This is a genomic window from Massilia sp. Mn16-1_5, from assembly GCF_004798585.1.
Classification (GTDB): Bacteria; Pseudomonadota; Gammaproteobacteria; order Burkholderiales; family Burkholderiaceae_D; genus Telluria.
The window spans coordinates 88,307-109,546 of sequence record NZ_PPXQ01000011.1; the positions used below are offsets into that span (position 1 = coordinate 88,307).

Genomic DNA, 21,240 nt, shown 5'->3' on the forward strand with positions numbered 1-21,240 from the left:
GAAGGGCCGGCGGTCGCCCGCCAGCCAAGTCATGCTCGGAGTCTAAGTTGTCTATACAAGCTCGTCAATCCATTTTGTCACACGTTTATTTCGTGTACACCGCCTTGCCCGCTACCCAGGTCTGCAGCACGCCGGTTTTATAGATGTCGTAGGGCGAGACCTTGAACAAGTCCTGGTCGACGACAATAAAATCGGCCCACTTGCCCGGCTCCAGCGAGCCTAAGCTGTTTTCGGCATGGCCCGCATAGGCTGCGTCAAGCGTGAAGCAGCGGAAGGCTTCCTTCAGCGACATCGCCTGGTTCGGGTACCAGCCGGCAATCGGCTGGCCCGATGCATCCTGGCGCGTGACCGCGGCGTGGATGCCGAAGAACGGGTTCGGCGACTCCACCGGGAAGTCGGAACCACAGGCGATGCGCGAACCCTGGTGCAGGAAGCTGCGCCATGCGTAGACGCCCTTGATGCGCTCGGGACCGACGCGGCTTTCCGCCATGTTTTTATCGGAGGTGGCGTGGGTCGGCTGCATCGACGGGATGATGCCGAGCGTCTTGAAGCGGCCGATGTCGGCCTGGGTCACGACCTGCGCGTGCTCGATGCGGTGGCGCTGGGCCGCGCTCTTCGTTGCCGCCAGTTCCTTCTGGTAGATATCGAGGATCTGATGGTTGCCTGCGTCGCCGATGGCGTGCACGTTGACCTGGTAGCCGCGCGCCATCGCCTTCTTCATCATCGCGTCCATCTCGGACGTTTTATAGAACAGCAGGCCGTGCGAATGCGGTTCGTCGGAATACGGCTTGATCAGGGCGGCGCCACGGCTACCCAGCGCGCCGTCCGAATACAGTTTGACGGCGCGCAGCGCGTACATGTCCTTGCCGTAGGTTTTCAGGGGGCCGTTTTTGGCCAGCACGTCGAAGTCGCCCTGGGTGCCGCCGATCATGCCGTAGATACGGGCCGTCAGCTTGCCCTGGTCGGCATAGGCGCGGTACAGGCGGTCTTCCGCTACGCCCAGGCCGGCATCGTGGGCGCCGGTGAGGCCGACCCGCGCCATCTCGGCGAGTGCGCGCTCGAGTACCTTGCGGCCCTCAAGCTCGGTCTGGGCCGGCAGCACTTTGACCACCAGTTCCTTCGCCGCGTCGACCAGCACGCCGGTGGCGCGGCCAGCGGCGTCGCGCATGATCTTGCCGCCGGCCGGGTCCGGGGTGTTGTCGGTGATGCCGGCCGCTTCCAGGGCGCGGCTGTTGGCCCAGCCGGCGTGGCCGTCGACGCGCTCGAACCAGACCGGGCGATCGCTGACGACGGCATCGACGTCAAGCGCGGTCGGGAAGCGGCCCAGCTTCCAGTTTTCCTGGTTCCAGCCGCGGCCGCGCAGCCAGCCCTGGCCCGGGTTGGCGCGCGCGTAGTCGCCGATCGCTTTCAGGGCGTCCGGCAGCGAGGCCGTCTGGGACAGGTCGAGCTGGGTCAGCATCTGGCCCAGGCCGAAGACGTGGCCATGGGCGTCGATCAGGCCCGGCAGCACGGTGCGCCCTTTCACGTCGACCTGGCGTGCGTTCGGCGCCTTGGCCGCCACCTCGGCGGCGCTGCCGACGGCGAGGATCTTGCCGTTGTCGTCGAAAGCGAGCGCGGCGAACTGCACCAGGTCACCCTTGGTGTTCAGCGTATAACCGTTGGCGTTGACGATGACGGTGTCTGCCTGGGCGCTGGCGAGGGCCAGCGCGGCGAGGACGAACGCGGAACACTGTTTCAGGGTGGGCTGCATGGACTCTCCAATTGACGTTTATGAAATGCAAAACATGAGTGTAGCGAAGTCCTCCGGGCTTGGACACAGGCGCCGGCCCCGTGCACCTGTTTTTTCGTTATGATTTCGCCGCAGCAATCCAACCACTGAATAGGGAATCCCCGTGAAACGCATCGCCGCCCTCCTGTCCTGCCTTCTCGCTGTCCCCGCCTTGTCCGTCGCGGCCGAATGGGAGGGTCCGCAAGACCCCTTCAAACTCTATGGCAACAGCTATTACGTCGGCACCGCGGGCCTGAGTTCGGTACTGATCACCTCGCCCGCCGGACACATCCTGATCGACGGTGCCACCCCGAAGGCGGCCGTGCAGATCGCCGCGCACATCCGCCAGCTCGGTTTCAAAGTGGAAGACATCCGCTACATCCTCACGTCGCACGAGCACTTCGACCACGTGGGCGGCGTCGCCGAGCTGCAGCGCCTGAGCGGCGCGACCGTGCTCACCAGCGTGGCCGCGAAACCGGTGCTGGAAACGGGCAAGACCGACAAGGGCGACCCGCAATTCGGCAACAACATGCCCGATATGACGCCCGTGTCGCCGGTGCGCGCCGTGCGCGATGGCGAATCCGTCGAACTGGGGCCCGTGTCGATCAAGGCGCACTACACGCCCGGCCATACCAAGGGCGGCATCAGCTGGACCTGGATGGCCTTCGAAAACGGCAGGCCGATGAACATGGTGTATGCGGACAGCCTGAATGCGATCACCGGGCCAGGCTTCCGCTACAGCGGGAATACGGTGTATCCGCATGCGAAGGCCGACATCGAGCGCTCGATCGCCCGGGTGGCCGCCCTGCCCTGCGACATCCTGGTGACGGCGCATCCGGAGGCCAACGATTTGATGGAGCGGCAGGCGAAGGGAAAGCTGGCCGATGCGAATGCGTGCAAGGCGTATGCCGAGACGGGACGTACGCGGCTGGCGAAGACGCTGGCGGATGAGGCGAAGCAGCGCTAAATTCGTGCCCGCCAAATCACCCGTGCGTTGAACGCGTGGGCGGGAAACCCGCCCAATGAAACCGTGGTCAAGACCATTGGCCTCGACCACCCCTACGGGTCAAGCGCGGCCGGTATCGTCCTTTTCCCGTGCGATCAGCGCCGCCTTTCTCTCGATTCCCCAGCGATACCCGGACAAGCCGCCGTCATTGCGCACGACGCGGTGACAGGGAATCGCCACCGCCACCGGATTGGCCGCGCAGGCTCCCGCCACCGCGCGCACGGCCGCAGGTGAGCCGATGCGCTGCGCCAGTTCGGTATAACTGACCGTCTCGCCGGCCGGAATCGCGCGCAGCGCCGCCCACACGCGTTGCTGGAACGCGGTGCCGCGCACGTCGAGCGGCAAATCCAGGCCGATGCGCGGGGCTTCCACCAGACCGATCACCTGCGCCACGGTGCGTTCGAAACCGGCATCGGCGCCGATCAGGTTCGCCTTCGGGAAGCGGTCCTGTAAATCGCGCACCAGCGGCTCCGGATCGTCGCCCATCAGCACCGCGCAGATGCCGCGTTCGGTGGCTGCGACCAGGATCGCCCCCAGCGAGCAGGCCGCCACCGCGAAGCGGATCTCCTCGCCTGCGCCGCCCGCCTTGAAGCGAGAAGGCGCCATGCCGAGCATCGCCTCGCTGCCGGCATAAAAGCGCGAACTCGAATTGAAGCCGGCCGCATACACGGCATCGGTGACGCTGCCGGTATCGAGCAAGGCCTCGCGCACGCGCGCGGCCCGGCGCGCCGCGGCATACGCCTTCGGCGTCACGCCGGCATGCGTTTTGAAAACGCGCTGGAAGTGGAAGCGGCTCATGCCGACCGCGCGCGCCACGGCGTCGAGGTCGGGCGTGTCTTCGGCGTCGATGAGGCGGCAGGCTTCGGCCACCAGCTGCGCCTGACGTTCGGGCAGCGGCGGCTGGTCCGGCTTGCAGCGCAGGCAGGGGCGGAAACCGGCGGCTTCGGCGTCAAGGCAGCTGGCGTGGAAGGCGACATTCGCGCGCAGCGCGGGACGGGCGCCGCAGGAAGGCCGGCAATACACGCCGGTCGTGCGCACCGAATAATAGAAGACGCCGTCGGCGCCGCGGTCGCGCTGTTGCACGGCGGCCCAGCGCGCATCGGCACTGGCATAGGGTTCGGCGAAGGTCTCGATCTTCATGGCGCTTATTCTCCGTGGGTGAATGGCGTCATCCTGCCAGCATGGGCGATGCCGCGCACCCTGCCGCTTGCTTTCGAATTCGCGATGCTAGAATTCCATCATTCACGGTCATCATTATCCCCTTTCGGAGAGCAGTTTGGACGAATCCAGCGCGCAAGCGAGCACCCCCATCTTCCAGCGCATCAAGGACTACCTGGTCGGCGAAATCGCCACCGGGCGCTGGAAGGAAGGCGACCTGGTGCCGTCCGAGCAGGCGCTGGTGCGCCAGTTCGGCGTCTCGCGCATGACGGTCAACCGCGCCGTGCGCGAGCTCACCGCCGAGCAGGTGCTGACCCGGCGCCAGGGTTCGGGCACCTATGTCGCGCCGCGCAAGTACCAGGCTACCCTGGTCCAGATCCGCAACATCGCCGACGAAGTGCGCGCACGCGGGCACCGCCATGCAAGCCGCCTGCATCTGCTGGAAGGGGCGCCGGCCAGCGAAGCGCTGGCCCTGCAGTTCGAGCTGGCGCCGGGCGTCCCGCTGTTTCACTCGCTGATCGTCCACTTCGAAAACGAGGTGCCGATCCAGCTCGAGGACCGCTGGGTCAATCCGGCCTGCGCGCCGGCCTACCTGGAACAGGATTTCTCCAGCATCACCCCGAACGAACACCTGATGGTGGCTGCGCCCCTGCAAGGCGCCACCTACAGCCTGGAAGCGCTGGGCGCGCCGCGCGAAGTGGCGGAACTGCTTGCAATCGACGCGCGCTCGCCCTGCCTGGTCTTGAAACGCAGGACGACCTCGCAGGGCGCCGTGGCTTCGGTCGTCACCATGTGGCATCCAGGCCACCTGATCCAGTTTAACGGCAGCGTCTGACGCACACATCGGCAAAAATTTTGAACGGCATGTGCCGCTGAGGCCGGTTCTCGCCCATAATCGCTGACAGTCAATTATTCGCCGGAACCAACTGTATGAATCACCTCGCCGTACCAGAGGCAGGCCAGCCACCGCGCGTGCTGGTGCTCGACGACGACAATTTCATGCTCGAGATGCTGAAGGACATGCTGCACACCATCGGCGTGCGCGAGGTCTATCCCGAGGCGAGCACCCGCCATGCGCTCTCGACCCTGGCCGAGGCAGGCCCGGACGTCCTGATCTGCGACCTGGCCCTGCCCGACATGGACGGCATCGAGTTCCTGCAGGCCGCGGCCGAGCGCGGATTTCGCGGTAGCGTGATCCTGCTGTCGGGCATGGATTCGGGGGTGCGCGACGCCGCCGGCGAGCTGGCGCGGGTGCTCGGCTTACGCGTGGCGGGTATCTTCCGCAAGCCCATTGCGCTGGACCAGTTGCGCTCGGCCGTAGTGTGCTGAAGGCGTGTTAAGATTTTGTACAAACGCCCGAACACTTTTTTGGAAATTCAGGTATTATTCGGCCTAAATCCCCCGCCTGACGTCCTCCAGACGCCCTTCCCATTGAGTTCGCGCACATTGCCTCCACCATTGTGTTGCAACTGATCTTACAACAAGCGGAAGCCGGACGAGCCAGAAAACCGGCCTTGTCTCCAGGCGTACATTGATCCTTACCTCTCTTTGAGGAAAACATGAGCGAAAACATTAAACACATCAGCGATGCTTCTTTCGAAACCGACGTGCTCAAGTCCGAGCGTCCGGTACTGGTCGATTTCTGGGCCGAGTGGTGCGGTCCATGCAAGATGATCGCCCCGATCCTCGAAGAAGTCGCGAAAGAATACGACGGCAAGATCACGATTGCGAAGATGGACGTCGACGCCAACCAGGCTGTTCCAGCCCAGTTCGGCATCCGTGGCATCCCGACCCTGATCCTGTTCAAGAACGGCAGCGTCGCTGCGCAGAAAGTCGGCGCCCTGGCAAAAGGCCAGCTGACCGCCTTCATCGACAGCAACATCTGAAGTAAAACGCATAGCGGCGGCAGCGCGCCCGCACTGCCGCCATTGTCCGGACGGGATCCGGCCGGCTCCGGCCGTTTCCCCAACGTTTAACTAAGCCACGTAGTTCCCTCCCCTACCTATATTTCCCGTCACGGGACACCCACACAACATGCACTTATCTGAACTGAAGGCAATGCACGTCTCCGCGCTGCTGGAGATGGCCATCGGCCTCGACATCGACAACGCAGCCCGCCTGCGCAAGCAGGAACTGATGTTCGCGATCCTCAAGAAGCGCGCCAAGTCCGGCGAGCAGATCTTCGGCGACGGCGCCCTCGAGGTGCTGCCCGACGGCTTCGGCTTCCTGCGCTCGCCCGATGCCAGCTACATGGCCTCGACCGACGACATCTACATCTCGCCGTCGCAGATCCGCCGCTTCAACCTGCATACGGGTGACTCGATCGAAGGTGAAGTGCGTACCCCGAAGGATGGTGAGCGCTACTTTGCCCTGGTAAAGGTAGACAAGGTTAACGGCGAATCGCCGGAAGCCTCGAAGCACCGCATCCTGTTTGAAAACCTGACGCCGCTGCACCCGCAAGAGCCGCTGCGCCTCGAGCGCGACATGAACGGCGCCGAGAACATCACCGGCCGCATCGTCGACCTGATCTCGCCGATCGGCAAGGGCCAGCGCGGCCTGCTGGTGGCGTCGCCGAAGTCCGGCAAATCGGTCATGCTGCAGCACATCGCCCACGCGATCACCGCCAACCATCCGGACGTGACCCTGATCGTCCTGCTGATCGACGAGCGTCCGGAAGAAGTGACCGAGATGCAGCGTTCGGTGCGCGGCGAAGTCGTGGCCTCGACCTTCGACGAACCGGCCACCCGCCACGTACAGGTTGCCGAGATGGTGCTGGAAAAGGCCAAGCGCCTGGTCGAAATGAAGAAGGACGTCGTGATCCTGCTCGACTCGATCACCCGCCTGGCACGCGCCTACAACACCGTGATCCCGGCCTCGGGCAAGGTGCTGACCGGTGGTGTCGACGCCAACGCGCTGCAGCGTCCGAAGCGTTTCTTCGGCGCCGCCCGCAACGTCGAAGAAGGCGGCTCGCTGACCATCGTCGCGACCGCCCTGATCGAAACCGGCTCGCGCATGGACGACGTCATCTACGAAGAATTCAAGGGCACCGGCAACATGGAAGTGCACCTCGAGCGCCGCCTGGCCGAGAAGCGCGTCTACCCGGCCATCAACCTGAACAAGTCGGGCACCCGCCGCGAAGAACTCCTCATCAAGCCGGACCAGCTGCAAAAGATCTGGATCCTGCGCAAGCTGCTGTACTCGATGGACGAGATCGAGGCGATGGAGTTCATCCTCGACAAGATGCGTGCGACGAAGACGAATATCGAATTCTTTGACATGATGCGCCGCGGCGGTTAATTACCGTTAAAGCATCAACGAAGGGCAGCTGCGGCTGCCCTTTTTTCGTTCGCGCGGTCGGTGCGCATCGTTTACGCGCGGGCATGCCCGCCCTACGGTACATCGCAGCCACAGGCCGTTGCGTAACGTAGGGCGGGCATGCCCGCGCGTAAATGTCACAACACCCCCACGGTTGCCTTGAACCCCCAACCGTTTTATAATCGTGGGTTCAGTACCTCAACCCCTGGCAAGTGATCGGCAATCGGGTCAAGAAGCAAGACGACCGACGAAGTGCTGTTTGGCTACCAAACATACCCAAGGCAAGAAACATGAAAACCGATACCCATCCAGATTACCGCGAAGTCGTCTTCCACGATGTGTCGTGCGACTTCAAATTCGTGACCCGTTCGACCATCGCTACCCGCGAGACGATCACCCACGAAGGCAAAGAATACCCGCTGATCAAGATCGAAGTCTCGGCTGAATCGCACCCGTTCTTCACCGGCAAGCACAAGATCGTCGACACCGCTGGCCGCGTCGAGAAGTTCCGCCAGAAGTTCGGCGCCGTCGGTTCGAAGACCTCGGTCGCGAACGGCTAAGCCATTTGTACAGAAGCCCTCCCCGGGCTTCCCTCGAAAAAGAAGCCGGTTCCCGGCTTCTTTTTTTTCATCTTTTCATTCCTCGTTATACTAGCGCGACATTAATCGCCACCATCAGACTTATCGATGAAACCAGTCCGTCTCCCCGCCGCCGCCACGCTGGCACTGCCGCGCTGGGCCCTGTTCGCGCTCGGCCTGCTGTATATCCTGCCGGGACTGATCGGCCGCGACCCGTGGAAGGACGACGCCGGCAGCTTCGGCATCATGTGGACGATGGCACGCGGCGGCCTGAACGACTGGCTATATCCGAACATCGCCGGCCTGCCCGCGCTCGAGGACGGCCCGCTCACGTTCTGGCTGGGTGCGGTTTGCATCAAGTTATTTGGCTGGATCCTGGGCGACGTGCTTGCCGCCCGCGTCTCGAACATCGGCATCTTCGTAATGGGCGGCATGTCGCTCTGGTACACCGCTTTCCACCTCGGCCGCCGGCCCGAAGCGCAACCGCTGCGCCTGGCCTTCGGTGGCCAGCCGGAACCGGACGCCTATGGCCGTACCCTGGCCGACACCACCGTCCTGATCTACCTCGGCTCGCTCGGCCTGCTGCTCTACAGCCATGAAACCCTGGCCGTCACCCTGCAGGGCTCGCTGGTCGCCTATTTCCTCTACCGCGCGGTGCGCTACATCGAGACGGCCAGCGTGCGCAACGCGGCCCTGGTCGGCCTGTCGCTGGGCGCGCTGACGCTCACGCGCGGCCCGCTGTCGCCGATCGTCCTGCTGCTGGCGCTGCTGCTGTGCACGCGCTTCTTCCGCGTCCCGGCCGGCGACGCATTGCGCCACATGGGCGTGGCCGCCGCCGCCGCCCTGGCCCTGACCCTGGTCTGGGTGCTGCCGACCACCCTGATCCAACCCTACGGCGACTCGCCGGTGGCGTCCTGGTTCGGCACCAACATGGCGCAGCTCGCCATGCCAAGCTGGACCTCGGTGAAGGCCTTCTTCCGCATCGGCGTCTGGTTCTTCTGGCCGGCCTGGCCGTTTGCCGGCTGGGCGATCTGGGCCTGGCGCCGCCAGGAAAACATGCTGCACATCGTGCTGCCGCTGACCTTCCTGGGCGCGCTGACCCTGCTGTTCCTGTGCGATCCGACGCCGGAAAACGGCGATTTGCTCAAGCTCCTGCCGCCGCTGGCCCTGATGGCCGCCTTCGGCCTGCCGACCATGAAACGCGGCGCGATCAATGCCATCGACTGGTTCTCGGTGATGGCGCTGACGACGCTCGCGGCCCTGGTCTGGCTGTTCTGGATCGCGAAGCTGACCGGCTGGCCGGCCAAGCTCTCGCACAATGCATTGAAACTGGTTCCCGGCTTCGTGCCCGAATTCGGCATCGTCGCCTTCACGGTGGCGGCCGCCGTCTCGATCGGCTGGATCTGGCTGGTGCGCTGGCGCGTGTCGCGCCAGCGCACCGTGTTGTGGCGCGCCGTCGTGCTCTCCTCGAGCGGCCTGATCCTGCTGTGGGTCTTGCTCATGACCCTGTTCCTGCCAGACCTGAACTACAGCAAGAGCTACGCCGGCGTGGCGCAGGCGCTCGCAGCCAAGCTGCCGCACGACGCCAATTGCATCGACAGCAATGTCGGCCCGGCCCAGCGCGCCTCGTTCGCCTACTACGGACGTCTGCCCTTCGCCGGCGTCGAAGGCATCGAAGGCAGCCAATGTGACTACGTGCTGCTGCACGACAGTTTCAAGACGCGCGACGACCGCACGCTGTCGCGCACCTGGGGCACGCGCGGCGCCACGCTGCTGTGGGAAGGCCGGCGCGCCTCCGACCGCGACGAACGCTTCCGCCTGTACCGGCGCGCTCCTTAAGCCTCCCCAAGCCGCCCCTCAGGCGGCTTTCTTTTTCCCCGGCACGCGGCGCCAGGCCAGCGCTCCGCAGGCCAGGCCACCCAGCAGCAGCGCATACGCCGGCGCATCCGGCACCGGCGACACCGTCAGGTCGGCGCCGAAACTGCCGCCCGCCGCGCCCACCACCTGGCCGTCGACCCGCAGCGCATAGGCTCCGCTGGCGAGGTTGAGTCCGGATACCGCCCAGGAATCGACCGGATTGCTGCCGAAGCCCGTCAGGTCGACGCCGGCGATCGCATTCCCGATCACCGCCAGCGTCTGCGGATCGTAGCGGTACAGCGAGAAGCCCGTGATCAAGAGGTCCTTCGAGCCCGGCGAATCGAGGAAGGACGAGGTAACGGACGCAGCGGCATCGAAGGGCGTGCCGGCGACCGTGAACGTGAACAGGTCGACGAAGGCGCTGCCGCTTTGCTCGCCGCTAAACGTGTCGCCATAAAAGGCATTGAAGCCGCCGGCGCCGTCGGGCACCGTGCTCAATGCGGTACTGCGTTCGATCGCCTGCGCCCGCGCCTGCGGTGCGCCCGCGAGGGAAAGCGAGAGCACGGCGCCAAGCAGGGCTCCCGGTAATAACAATGGTCGTTTCATGGCATCTCCATCGGCAAGGTGGCGGTGGTTCGGCACGTTGACGCGCGCCGGCGCGGAGCGCAGCCGCCAGGCACGCGTTCCCGCCAGTTTCTTTGAGTCACGTCAACTCCAGGGCGCAAGCGAAGCCGACAATGACAAAAGCCATGCGATCGCAGTGCCCCATAGAGGAGACAACATGAAAAGCGTAATGTTCTCGGAAATCGTCGGTGCGCCACGCCGCGCTGGCCTGCGCGGCCTGTCTCCGCTGGCCGCCTATGGGCTGACCATGGCCATCGGCCTGCCGCTGCTGGTGCTCGTCCTGCGCGTGGCCGACCCCGACGCCCCGCTCGCCTGCATCGTGCTGCCGGTGCTGGCCGGCCTGGCCCTGCCGCTGTGCAAGAGCGCCCCCGGCCGGCTCGACGTCAGCACCCGCTTCGATGCCCGCCACATGCGCGCCACCCTCGACAGCGCCCTGGGCGGCATGGGATTTTCAGAAGTCTGCGCCGGTCCCGACGGCATCCGCTATGCCAAGGCGGGCGTCAGCGCCTGGCGCACGCACTCGATCAGCGTGCGCATCCGCCCCCACGTGCTCGAAGTCGTCGGCCCGATCCCAACCCTGCGCGCCCTGCAGGCGGCCCTGGCCGGACCGGCCGCCGCCCCGCCTCCCGTCCCACGGCGCGAGGCTCTTTCAAACCGGGAAACTGTTGCCGGTGCAATCCAAATCAGCGATAATGCGGAGCGCGTTGCCGGGATGGCGGAATAGGTAGACGCACGGGACTCAAAATCCCGCGCCGCGAGGCGTACCGGTTCGATTCCGGTTCCCGGCACCAACGCTCGAATACAAAAACCCCGCGTTCTTCCCTGAAGGACGCGGGGTTTTGCTTTTGCGGCACCGAAACCCTCAGTCGACCACCAGCGTCCTGACCGACGCATCGACAGCGCGCACGAACTGCCTGACCGCATCCGTCGTCACCGTATCGATCTGCCCCGCCATGCGCCGGTCGAACGGGTGGTCATCGAAGGCGACGTTCGCGCGGAACATGCGCGCGCCCAGGCGCGTCGCGGCCGGGACCTCGACCGTCGGCGGCTGGTAGCGCATCCCCTTCAGCCAGGCCTGCGCTTCTTCCCGCGTTTCCACTTGGCCGGTCGGCGCGCTGGCCGCGACAAGCGTTTCCAGCACCCACTGGTTCGAATTCTGGTAGCGGGTCGAATAGACGTAGGCCAGCATGTTGTAATGCGCTTCGTGCATGCGCAAGGGTGTGCGCGTGGCGAACAGAGCCGCCATGCGCTCCTGCAATGCCTCGCCGGGAATCACCAGTTGCGCCTCGAAACGGTATAAATCAGTCAGGAAGAAATTGCCCATTCCCTCGTAGTAGAGGCCGGAGGCCGCGGTGCCGCAATCGTTGAGTTCATGCACGACCGTCCAGCGCCCGCGCGGATGGTCGCGCACGGCGACTCCCATGTGCGAATAGCGCAGTCCGTAGCGACTGAGGTCCTGGCCGGCGCGCGCGACCAGGGCCACGCGCGCGCCGCTGGCCTCCAGGGCTTGCACCGTGCGCTGGGCCAGGTCCATCGAGCGCACTACCTCGCTCGAGGTGAGCGGTTTTTCGGCGCAGGCCTGGCCCGCATAGACCTCGCAGGCGGCGGCCAGCAAGGCGCCTGCCAGCAACTTAGATGGCGCGCGCATGATGAAGCAGCGCCTTGCCCGCTTCGTTCGGCAGGAAGGCGATTGCCTTTCCCGACATGACCAGCACCTGGCCGGTGGAGGCTGTCACCACTTCCAGCACGGTTCCGGTGGCCAGCGACAGGCCGCCCGCCGCCTTGCTCGAAAGACGTATGGTGGCGCGGCTGGCGTCGACCGCGCTTTCGAGCACGATCTCGAGCCCGTCGCCGACCGTGCGCACGCTGGCGACGACGACGCTGCCGGCGGCGGCGAGCGTCAGGATCGATCCGCCGACCACGACGGCCGAGAGATTGGCGCTGGCCTGCGACGGCGCCGAGGGAGCGCCGGCCGGTTCCGCAAGGGCGGGCTCGCAAGCAAGGGCAAGGCTGATCAGGGAAACGGCGAACACGCGCTGCATGATGACCTCCGTAATGAGACGGGGCCATGTTGGCAAAGGCTTGGCGAGGACGCAACGGAGCCAGGCAAAGTAGCACCCGGCGACCGTCCAGGTGGCGTTCGGTGCTACCTGCCCTGCTGCCTGACCGACCAGTTATCGTAGGACCGCTCGATCTTGCTCATCGTTCCGTCCCGTTCGAGCGCGTCGATGGCACCGTTCAGGCGGGCAATCACCTCGTTCGGCACGGCGCGGTTGCAGGCGAGGTAGACGTCAATCCGGTTGAACACGAGCACGGGCACGATCTGCCCGGCCCAGCCGTTCTGCTCGAGCACGGGGCTGCCGATGCGCAAGGCGGCGGCCCAGAGGTCGATGCGCCCCAGCAGCAGCTTGCGCGGATTGGTCAAATCGTTCGGCGCGGAGTCGACCTTGAAACCGCGGCTGCGCAGGAACTGGTCGCGCGCATCGCCGTTGTAGGTACCGATGCGGTAGGGGCGCGCGTCTTCCAGCGAACGCAGCGCGAAGCGGCGGTTGGCCGGCGCCATCAGCACCCATTCCGCACTGTCGATCGGGCCGACCCACTTAAACAGGGACTCGCGCTCGGGGGTGCGGGTGGTGGAATAGACGCAGGCATCGGGCCGGTCGGTGGCGGCGGCATAGGCCCGCTTCCAGGGCAGCAGTTCGATGGTATAAGCCAGGCCCGCACGCTCGAAAGCGGCGCGCACCTTGTCGGTGGAAATGCCGACCACCCTGCCCTCGCCGTCGAGCATGCTCGACGGGGCGGCGGCTTCGGTGGTGATGGTCAGGGCGGCCGGGCGGCGTGCCCCCTCCCCGGCCACGACGCGCACGTCGGCCAGGGCCGTACCGGCGCCCAGCCATGCCAGCGTCGCCAGCGCCATCCACCGAAATTGTCGAATCAGCATGTCGCGCACCTCTATCGGGCCTCATGGAAAGCGTCCTGCATGCGCACAGCATACCCGATTGGCATGACGAACCCGGCGCTGTGGCGGCAAGCTCGTCCATATGGTGGCAAAGCCGCGACAGAATGCTTGCATCTTCGGCAATTCCGACAAATCCACACAAGACTTTCCGTATGGAAAATGTCATACTGACGATAATGCCGCCCGTCCTGGGCGCTCTTCTTGCCGGAAATCCCCATGTCGTTCTTCATGTTGCCTGACGATCCATCGATGCTCAGCTACGGCATCTACGACCCGAAACTGGTCGTGCTGTCGCTGCTCGTGGCCATTTTCGCCTCATGGATGGGCCTGCAAATCGCCGGCCAGGCGCGCCAGCAGACCAACCAGCGCACCCTGTTCCTGTTCACCGGCAGCCTGGCGCTCGGCGCCGGCGTCTGGGCCATGCACTTCATCGGCATGCTGGCCTTTAACCTCTGCACCCAGGTCGACTACGACCCGATGATCACGATCCTGTCGAACCTGCCGAGCATCGGCGCGTCCTTCGTGGCCCTGAGCCTGATCGCGCGCGAGCGCATCGGCACCGGCACCCTGATCGTGGGCGGCGTGCTGCTGGGCGCCGGTATCGGTGCGATGCACTATTCCGGCATGGCCGGCATGCGCACGAGCCTGGACCTGCGCTACGACCCCCTGATGTTCGGCCTGTCGATCGTGGTGGCCGTGGTGCTGGCCACGCTGGCGCTGTGGGTGCGTTTCGGCCTGGCGCGCCTGCGCAACCTGAGCGAAGGCAAGCGCCTGCTGCTGGCGGCCGTCGTCATGGGCTGCGCCGTCACGGGCATGCACTACACGGCGATGGCGGCCGCGCGTTTCGTCGGCACGGTCGACCCGGACGCGGCATATTCCTCCAACACGACCTTCCTGGCACTGGCGATCTCCCTGGTCACCGTGCTGTTCACGGTCGTCGTGCTGGGCGCGAACGGCCTGCTGCGCTACCGCCAGATCTATCTCGAACTGTCGCGCAGCGAAGCCTGGATGCGCGCCCTGCTGACCACCACGGTGGACGGCGTGATCACGATCGACCGCGAAGGCACGGTCCTCGAATTCAATGCTTCGGCCGAGAAGATCTTCGGCTGGCGCCGCGACGACATCGTGGGCGGCAACATCCGCCTCTTGATGACGGACGCCGAACGCAGCAACGAAGGCGGCCTGCTCGGCTACCTGCGCGACAGCAGCGCCCACGCGGCGCCGAACAACGAGGAAGTCGACGCCGTCCGGCGCGACGGCAGCCTGGTGCCGATCCGCGTCGCGGTCGGCCACGCACGCCTGGGCGACCAGGAACTGTTCGTTTGCTTCGTCACCGACATCACCGAACGGCGCGAAATGGTGGCCGCCCTGCGCGCCAGCGAGCAGCAGTTCCGCTCCCTGATCGGCACCATCCCCGGCATTTCCTACCGCAGCCGCATCGAAGGCGCGCACCCGATGGTCTTCATCAGCGACGCCGTCGAACGCGTGGCCGGCTACCCGGCGCGCGACTTCGTGGGCGATCCGCCGGGCGCCCCGGCCCGTCGCAGCTTCGGCGCCCTGATCCACGCAGCCGACCGCGTGCGCGTGTCGGAGGCGATCGAATCGGCGCTGGCGGAGGACCGCCCCTACCTGGTCGAATACCGCCTGCTGCATGCCGACGGCTCGACCCGCTGGCTGTGGGAAAACGGCACCGGCGTGCGCGACGACGAGGGCAAGCTGGCCTGGCTCGACGGCGTGATCCTCGATATCAGCGAACGCCGCACGATGGAAGACGCGCTGCGCGACGCCAAGGACGCCGCCGAGCAGGCCGCGGCCGCGCGCGCCTCGTTTGTGGCCAACATGAGCCACGAGATCCGCACGCCGATGAATTCGATCCTCGGCTTCACCGACGTGCTGCTCGACGGAGAATTGGCGCCGGAACAGCGACGCCACCTGGATACGGTGCGCAGCAACGGCCGCTCGCTGCTGCGCCTGCTGAACGAGATCCTCGACACCGCGAAACTGGAAAAAGGCGCGGTCGAACTCGAGATCAACGATTTTAATTTGCTGTCCCTGATCGACGAACTGTCCTCGACCCTGGCGGCCAATGCCCGCGCCAAGGGCCTGCAGGTCGACATTCATTATGATCCGGCGCTGCCGACCAACTTGCGCGGCGACGAGCTGCGCATCCGCCAGGTGCTGACGAACCTGCTCGACAACGCGATCAAGTTCACGGCAAACGGCAGCGTCACCCTGCGCGCCGAGCAGCAGGACGGCCAGCTGCACTTCAGCGTGAAGGACACCGGCATCGGCATCGCCCAGGACCGCCTGCAGGCGATCTTCGATCCGTTCACCCAGGCGGACGCCTCGATGACGCGCCGCTTCGGCGGCACCGGTCTCGGCACCACGATCAGCAAGCAGCTGGTCGAGCTGATGGGCGGGAAGATCTGGGCCGAGAGCGTGGTCGGCGCAGGCACCACCTTCCACGTGGTGCTGCCGCTGGTGGTGGCGCGCTTCGCCCCGCAGCAGGCACGCGTGCGCACCGCCGCCGCCCTGCCGCCGCTGCGCGTGCTGGCCGCCGACGACGTGCCGCAGAACCTGGAACTGCTGCAGCTGCTGCTGGCGCGCCGCGGCCACACGATGACGGCGGTGTCCGACGGCGGCGCCGTGGTCGAACTGTGCACGCGCCAGGAATTCGACCTGGTCCTGATGGACTTCCAGATGCCGGTGCTGGACGGCCTGACGGCCACGCGCCGCATCCGCGAACACGAGGCAGCCACCGGGCGCGCCCGCGTGCCGGTGATCGCGATGACGGCCAGCGTGCTGCCCGAACACCGCCGCGCCAGCGCGGAAGTCGGCATGGACGGTTTCGCGTCGAAACCGGTGGACTGGATCACGCTGTCGCACGAGATCGCGCGCGTACTGGGCCTGGGGTCGGGCCAGTGCGCCGAGCCGGCGCCGGTGCTGGAGCGCCATGTACTGAACCGCATCGCGGGCCTGAACCGCTGGGGCGGCAAGGAAGAAGCCTACCGCGACGCGCTGGAACACTTCCACAGCCAGCACGCGATGCTGCCGCAGTTCCTGCGCGGCTTCCTCGAGGGCGCCGACTACCCGTCGCTGCGCATGCTGGCCCACAAGGCACGCGGCGTGGCCGCCAACGTCGGCCTGGAACTGCTGGCCGATGCGCTGGCCGAGCTCGAACAGCTGGCCGAAGGCGAGAAGGGCCAGCTGCTGGCCGGCGTGGCCCTGCTGCCGGAAGCGCTGGCAAAGGTCGAGGCGGCGCATGCGGCAGCGGTGCTGATGATCCGCGCCGAACGCCCGGCGCAGGCGGCGGCCCTGCCGTCGTCGACAAGCGCTGCCGACCTCCCGCGCGCCCTGCGCGCCGGCCATGCGCTGCGTGACGCGCTCGCCCGCGGTGCCCTCGACGACACCGCACTGGCCGCCCTGGCGGCCGCGTTGGCCGGCCACCCGGCCGCCGCCCGCGTCACCCAGGTCCAGGCGGCACTGGCCGATTTCGATTTCGACCTCGCCCAGCAGCAGCTCGACGCCGCGCTCGAGGCGCTGGGCGAACACGATGCCTGACACGACAACCCGCATAAGTACGCTACAGGAAACGAAGTAATGAGCATGACCAGTAACCGCCCACTGATCCTGGCGGTCGACGACGAAGCGAGCAACCTGCAGTTGCTGCGCCAGATCTTGCAGGACCACTACCGCCTGCTGTTCGCCAAGGACGGCGCGCGCGCCCTCGAGCTGGCGAACAAGGAAAAGCCCGACCTGATCCTGCTCGACGTGATGATGCCGGGGATGAACGGCTATGAAGTGTGCGCGGCCCTCAAGGCCAATCCGCTCACGGCGCCGATCCCCGTGATCTTCGTCACCGCCCTGTCCGACACGGCCGACGAGCTGGAAGGCTTCGAGGCCGGCGCGGTCGACTACATCACCAAGCCGGTCAGCCCGCCGGTGGTGCGCGCGCGCGTGCGTACCCACTTGTCGCTGGTGCGGATGGAAGAACTGAAAGCCTCGCGCCTGGCCATCGTCCAGCGGCTCGGCCTGGCGGCCGAGTACAAGGACAACGAGACCGGCCTGCACGTGATCCGCATGAGCCACTTCGCCCAGATCCTGGGCCTGGCGGCCGGCATGACGGAACAGGAAGCGGACGACCTGCTGCACGCCGCGCCGATGCACGACGTCGGCAAGATCGGCATCCCCGACCGCATCCTGCAAAAGGCGGGGCCGCTCGATCCGGAGGAGTGGAAGGTGATGCAGAGCCACGCCACGATCGGCGCCGAGATCATCGGCGAACATGGCGACGGCATGCTGCAGCTGGCGCACCAGATTGCGCTGACCCACCACGAGAAATACGACGGCAGCGGCTACCCGAACGGGCTGGCCGGCGAAGCGATTCCGCTCACCGGGCGCATCGTGGCGATCGCCGACGTGTTCGACGCCCTGACCTCGATCCGGCCCTACAAGCGGGCCTGGAGCGAAGAGGAAGCGGTGGACTACCTGGTCCAGCAGAAGGGCAAGCACTTCGACCCGGCCCTGGTCGACCTGTTCGTCGCCCAGCTGCCGGCGATCCGCACCGTGCGTGTGCGCTGGGCGGAAGCGCCGGCAGAAGCGCCCGCGGCCTTGGCCGCCTGAGCGCCTACTCCGGGCTGGCCTGGCCGGCGCCGGGCGCCACGCCCGGCGTTACCACACCCGGCGTGGCTGCGCGGCGCGCCATCACTTCACGGTACAGCGCCGTATAGTCGCGCGCCATCTGCTCGGCCGTGAACACGTCCTGGAAGCGCTGCCCCGCGCGCACGCCCATCTGGCGCGCCATGTCCGGGTTGTCCCACAAGGTGCGCATCGCCGCGCGCAAGGCCTGGGCGTCGGCCGGCGGCGTCACCAGTCCGGTCTCGCCGTCGATGTTGATGTAGGTGGTGCCGCTGCCGATGTCGCAGGAGATCATCGGCTTGCCGTACATCGCCCCTTCCAGCAGGGAGACGCCGAAAGCTTCCGAACGCAGGTGCGAGGGGAAGGCCAGCGCATAGCACAGGGTGAGCAGGGCGACCTTGTCTTCGTCGCCGACGGCGCCGACGAAGATCACGTTGTTCAGGCCGAGGCTGCGCGCCTGGGCCTTCAGGCGCTCCTCTTCCGGCCCCGCGCCGACGATCACGACCGGATAGTCGGTGCCGGCCACGGCCTCGAGCAGCACGTGCAGGCCCTTGTAGTAGCGCAGCACGCCGACGAACAGGAAGAATTTCGGACCCACACGCGCGCGCCACTGCGCGAGCAGTGCCGGATCCGGCTGCGGATAGGTGTCCTGGTCCAGGCCATACGTGATGACGCGGGTCTTGGCGCGGTAGCGCGCCAGTACCGCCGAGGACTCCAGATAGTCGGGCGAGGCCGCGACGATGGCGTCGACGCTGCGCAGGAAGCGATGCTTGAGCGGCTGGTACAGGCGCAGCAGGTGTTTCTGGCGCACGATGTCGGAGTGGTAGCTGAGCACGGTCGGCTTTTTCACGCGCGCGACGAAGTGGGCCAGGTCCATGAACGGCCACGGGAAGTGGTAGTGCACGACATCGGCCTCGCGCGCCAGGCGCGCCAGCGCGCCCAGGGAGGCCACCGAGCAGGCGTTGGAGGCGACTTCGAAGTCGAGCGGCACGCGGTGCACGGTATGGCCTTCGAAGGCGATCGGCTCCAGGTTTTTCGCGCGCGACAGCGACAGCACGGTATTGGCCACGCCGAGGCGGCCGGTACCGACGCACAGCTGGCGGATGACCTGCTCGATACCGCCGACGGTATCGGGATAATAGGTTTTATAGAAGTGGAGGACACGCATAGATACGATCGGAAAAGGACAGGCATGCCACTAGGGCCTGCTGTCTCGGACCAGCCTGTTTGGTCAGCTCTGGACCATCCAACGCAAAGTGTCCACTAGCGGCCGGGATTCGAGCGGCCCGATAACGCGCGCCAGCTTGTCGTTGCTTCCCAACAGGCTGAGAACGTCGTTCGCACGCACAAAAGCAGGATTGACCTGCACGTCAATGCGATAACCTGCAATTTCGGAAACCAGTTCAATGACTTCGCCGAGCGAATAACTACGCCCCGAGCATATGTTGAACGTTTCTCCCGCCGGGGCGGCGGCCAGCAGTTTGCGATAGCTGCTCACAACCATTCGGACGTCGGAAAAGTCGCGCACGATGGCGAGGTTGCCCAGCTCAATGCGCGCTTCCTTGCGGCGGAAGTGCGAGACAATTTTCGGCAGCAGAAAATTCTCGCCCTGGCCAACGCCAGTGTAATTAAAGGGACGCACGACAACAATCGGCAGATTGTCCATCCACAAGCGCGCCATGTATTCCATCGCCAGCTTGCTGACGGCATAGTCATTGGCTGGCGCGACCGGCACGTTTTCGTCGATGACGGACACGCTAGCATTGCCATATACGTTTGCCGAGGACGCCAGCAGAACGCACGAAGCCTTGTGCTCTACCGCGGCGAGGGCCTCGAGCAGATTGCGCGTACCGACGACGTTGACGCGGTAGATCTGCTCGACGTTGCTATGGGCGACGAACGCGATGCCTGCCAGATGTACCACCACATCCGGCTTCACCTGTTCGACCATGGCGGCAACGGCTTCGCGGTCGCACAAATCGACTGCCAGCACGTCGGTACCGAGATCGTTGCCCGGCATGACGGTGCCGAATACGCGATAACCAGCGGCCACCAGTTCCCGGGCCATGTAAAACCCGGTAAAACCGCGCAGGCCGGTGATCAGGGCGCGCTTGCCCTCGCCTTCGCGCAGGTTCGCATTGCGCTGCTGGTCGTGGATCGCGCCCGCCATGTCAGAAGGAGAAGCCCTGCTCGTTGCGGCGCAGGTCGGCGTCGACCATCATCTGGCACAGCTCTTCGAGCGTGGTCTTCGGCTCCCAGCCCAGCTCGCGCTTGGCCTTTTCCGGATTGCCGATCAGGAGATCGACCTCGGCCGGACGGTAGAACTTCGGCGAGATGCGCACCAGGGTCTTGCCGCTCTTGGTGCACTGGCCGGTTTCGTTCTCGCCGCTGCCGGTCCATTCCAGCGCCAGACCGGCGCCCTTGAAGGCCATGTCGACGAAATCGCGCACGGTCTCGGTACGGTTGGTGGCCAGCACGTAGGTATCCGGACGTTCAGCCTGCAGCATGCGCCACATGCCTTCGACGTATTCCTTGGCAAAGCCCCAGTCGCGCTTGGCGTCGAGGTTGCCCAGCTCGAGCACGTCGAGCTTGTTCAGGACGATCTTGGCGACCGAATCGGTGATCTTGCGGGTGACGAACTCGCGGCCGCGCAGTGGCGACTCGTGGTTGAACAGGATGCCGGACGAACCGAAGATGCCGTAGCTCTCGCGGTAGTTGATCGTCATCCAGTGGGCGTACAGCTTGGCCACGCCATAGGGGCTGCGCGGGTAGAACGGGGTGTCCTCGATTTGCGGGATGGCCTGCACCTTGCCGAACATTTCCGAGGTCGACGCCTGGTAGAAGCGAATCTTCGGATTGACCAGGCGAATCGCCTCGAGCAGGTTGACGGCGCCCAGGCCGGTGATCGACGCGGTGGTCAGCGGCTGGTCGAAGGACACGCCGACGAAGCTTTGCGCAGCCAGATTGTAGACTTCATCCGGCTCGGCGGTCTGGATCAGGCGCAGGCTCGATGCCAGGTCGGTCAGGTCGTATTCGACCAGCGACAGGTTCGGGTGGGCCTGGATGCCGAGTTCCTCGATGCGCCAGAAATTGGTGGAGCTGGCGCGGCGGAAGGTACCGGTGACGTGGTAACCCTTTTCAAGCAGCAATTGCGCCAGGTAAGCGCCATCCTGGCCAGTAATGCCAGTGATGACGGCTCTTTTTGTTGTTTTCTGCATAGTATGAGAATTCCGGATGAGTGCCGTGCACGGCGAATACTTTTCTGACAACCCCATATTGTAACAGAGGACACTGCCTAATATGGATGCAGGCGCAACATAACAACAGGCTGTCAGGC

At 65.6% G+C, this 21,240-nt stretch carries 19 protein-coding genes and 1 tRNA gene; 11 read left to right on the forward strand and 9 right to left on the reverse strand.

Going from position 1 to position 21,240, the window contains the following annotated elements; translation table 11 throughout:
- Positions 1-85: 85 nt before the first annotated feature.
- Positions 86-1,750: an amidohydrolase gene (locus tag C2862_RS14800; protein WP_136220906.1), complete on the reverse strand. Its 1,665-nt coding sequence runs from the start codon at positions 1,748-1,750 to the stop codon at positions 86-88.
- Positions 1,751-1,892: 142 nt separating this feature from the next.
- Between C2862_RS14800 and bla the strand changes: the two genes are divergently transcribed.
- Positions 1,893-2,735 carry a subclass B3 metallo-beta-lactamase gene (gene bla, locus C2862_RS14805; RefSeq protein ID WP_168710069.1) on the forward strand — a complete coding sequence of 281 codons (843 nt, stop codon included), beginning with the start codon at positions 1,893-1,895 and terminating at the stop codon, positions 2,733-2,735.
- Positions 2,736-2,834: 99 nt separating this feature from the next.
- On the opposite strand, the gene ada is transcribed toward bla, so the two are convergent.
- Positions 2,835-3,914, reverse strand: coding sequence for a bifunctional DNA-binding transcriptional regulator/O6-methylguanine-DNA methyltransferase Ada (gene ada / locus C2862_RS14810; protein ID WP_136220908.1), 1,080 nt, complete (start codon positions 3,912-3,914; stop codon positions 2,835-2,837).
- Between the two features lie 136 nt (positions 3,915-4,050).
- Here ada and hutC point away from each other — a divergent pair, with 136 nt between their 5' ends.
- From hutC to C2862_RS14840, 6 genes are all read left to right on the forward strand, one after another.
- Entirely contained in the window at positions 4,051-4,767 is a 717-nt protein-coding gene (gene hutC, locus C2862_RS14815; RefSeq protein WP_136220909.1) for a histidine utilization repressor, read from the forward strand.
- 95 nt (positions 4,768-4,862) lie between these two features.
- On the forward strand, positions 4,863-5,261 hold the full coding sequence (locus tag C2862_RS14820) for a response regulator (RefSeq protein WP_136220910.1): 399 nt from the start codon (positions 4,863-4,865) through the stop codon (positions 5,259-5,261).
- Positions 5,262-5,491: 230 nt separating this feature from the next.
- On the forward strand, positions 5,492-5,818 hold the full coding sequence (trxA, locus tag C2862_RS14825; protein ID WP_136220911.1) for a thioredoxin TrxA: 327 nt from the start codon (positions 5,492-5,494) through the stop codon (positions 5,816-5,818).
- A 148-nt stretch (positions 5,819-5,966) separates the two neighbouring features.
- Positions 5,967-7,229, forward strand: coding sequence for a transcription termination factor Rho (gene rho, locus C2862_RS14830; protein ID WP_136220912.1), 1,263 nt, complete (start codon positions 5,967-5,969; stop codon positions 7,227-7,229).
- Positions 7,230-7,537: 308 nt separating this feature from the next.
- On the forward strand, positions 7,538-7,807 hold the full coding sequence (locus tag C2862_RS14835; RefSeq protein ID WP_136220913.1) for a type B 50S ribosomal protein L31: 270 nt from the start codon (positions 7,538-7,540) through the stop codon (positions 7,805-7,807).
- A 126-nt stretch (positions 7,808-7,933) separates the two neighbouring features.
- Complete coding sequence (locus tag C2862_RS14840; protein WP_136220914.1) at positions 7,934-9,664, forward strand: glycosyltransferase family 39 protein; 1,731 nt, start codon at positions 7,934-7,936, stop codon at positions 9,662-9,664.
- Positions 9,665-9,682: 18 nt separating this feature from the next.
- Here the strand turns inward: C2862_RS14840 and C2862_RS14845 are convergent, their stop codons facing one another.
- The gene (locus C2862_RS14845) at positions 9,683-10,288 is read right to left on the reverse strand and encodes an FxDxF family PEP-CTERM protein (protein WP_136220915.1); all 606 of its coding nucleotides are present in this window, start codon (positions 10,286-10,288) and stop codon (positions 9,683-9,685) included.
- Between the two features lie 175 nt (positions 10,289-10,463).
- Here C2862_RS14845 and C2862_RS14850 point away from each other — a divergent pair, with 175 nt between their 5' ends.
- The gene (locus C2862_RS14850; RefSeq protein WP_136220916.1) at positions 10,464-11,030 is read left to right on the forward strand and encodes a hypothetical protein; all 567 of its coding nucleotides are present in this window, start codon (positions 10,464-10,466) and stop codon (positions 11,028-11,030) included.
- A tRNA-Leu gene (locus tag C2862_RS14855) sits at positions 11,013-11,097 on the forward strand. Before C2862_RS14850 ends, C2862_RS14855 begins: the two co-directional genes overlap by 18 nt.
- Before the next feature lie 71 nt (positions 11,098-11,168).
- Here the strand turns inward: C2862_RS14855 and C2862_RS14860 are convergent.
- The 3 genes from C2862_RS14860 to C2862_RS14870 form a co-directional block, all read right to left on the reverse strand.
- Positions 11,169-11,954, reverse strand: a complete 786-nt coding sequence (locus C2862_RS14860; protein ID WP_136220917.1) for a DUF2145 domain-containing protein — start codon at positions 11,952-11,954, stop codon at positions 11,169-11,171.
- On the reverse strand, positions 11,938-12,339 hold the full coding sequence (locus tag C2862_RS14865; RefSeq protein WP_136220918.1) for a hypothetical protein: 402 nt from the start codon (positions 12,337-12,339) through the stop codon (positions 11,938-11,940). Before C2862_RS14865 ends, C2862_RS14860 begins: the two co-directional genes overlap by 17 nt.
- A 113-nt stretch (positions 12,340-12,452) precedes the next feature.
- The gene (locus tag C2862_RS14870; RefSeq protein ID WP_229467446.1) at positions 12,453-13,247 is read right to left on the reverse strand and encodes an ABC transporter substrate-binding protein; all 795 of its coding nucleotides are present in this window, start codon (positions 13,245-13,247) and stop codon (positions 12,453-12,455) included.
- Between the two features lie 234 nt (positions 13,248-13,481).
- Between C2862_RS14870 and C2862_RS14875 the strand changes: the two genes are divergently transcribed.
- On the forward strand, positions 13,482-16,826 hold the full coding sequence (locus C2862_RS14875) for an MHYT domain-containing protein (protein WP_136220919.1): 3,345 nt from the start codon (positions 13,482-13,484) through the stop codon (positions 16,824-16,826).
- 39 nt (positions 16,827-16,865) lie between these two features.
- Positions 16,866-17,888 carry a two-component system response regulator gene (locus tag C2862_RS14880; RefSeq protein ID WP_136220920.1) on the forward strand — a complete coding sequence of 341 codons (1,023 nt, stop codon included), beginning with the start codon at positions 16,866-16,868 and terminating at the stop codon, positions 17,886-17,888.
- Between the two features lie 4 nt (positions 17,889-17,892).
- Here the strand turns inward: C2862_RS14880 and C2862_RS14885 are convergent, their stop codons facing one another.
- The 3 genes from C2862_RS14885 to gmd all read right to left on the reverse strand — a co-directional run bounded on the left by C2862_RS14885 (position 17,893) and on the right by gmd (position 21,121).
- The gene (locus C2862_RS14885) at positions 17,893-19,071 is read right to left on the reverse strand and encodes a glycosyltransferase family 4 protein (protein ID WP_136220921.1); all 1,179 of its coding nucleotides are present in this window, start codon (positions 19,069-19,071) and stop codon (positions 17,893-17,895) included.
- Between the two features lie 63 nt (positions 19,072-19,134).
- Positions 19,135-20,073, reverse strand: a complete 939-nt coding sequence (locus C2862_RS14890; protein WP_136220922.1) for a GDP-mannose 4,6-dehydratase — start codon at positions 20,071-20,073, stop codon at positions 19,135-19,137.
- A 1-nt stretch (position 20,074) separates the two neighbouring features.
- Positions 20,075-21,121 (reverse strand): GDP-mannose 4,6-dehydratase, encoded by a 1,047-nt coding sequence (gene gmd, locus C2862_RS14895; RefSeq protein WP_136220923.1) that lies wholly within the window; start codon positions 21,119-21,121, stop codon positions 20,075-20,077.
- Positions 21,122-21,240: the final 119 nt, after the last annotated feature.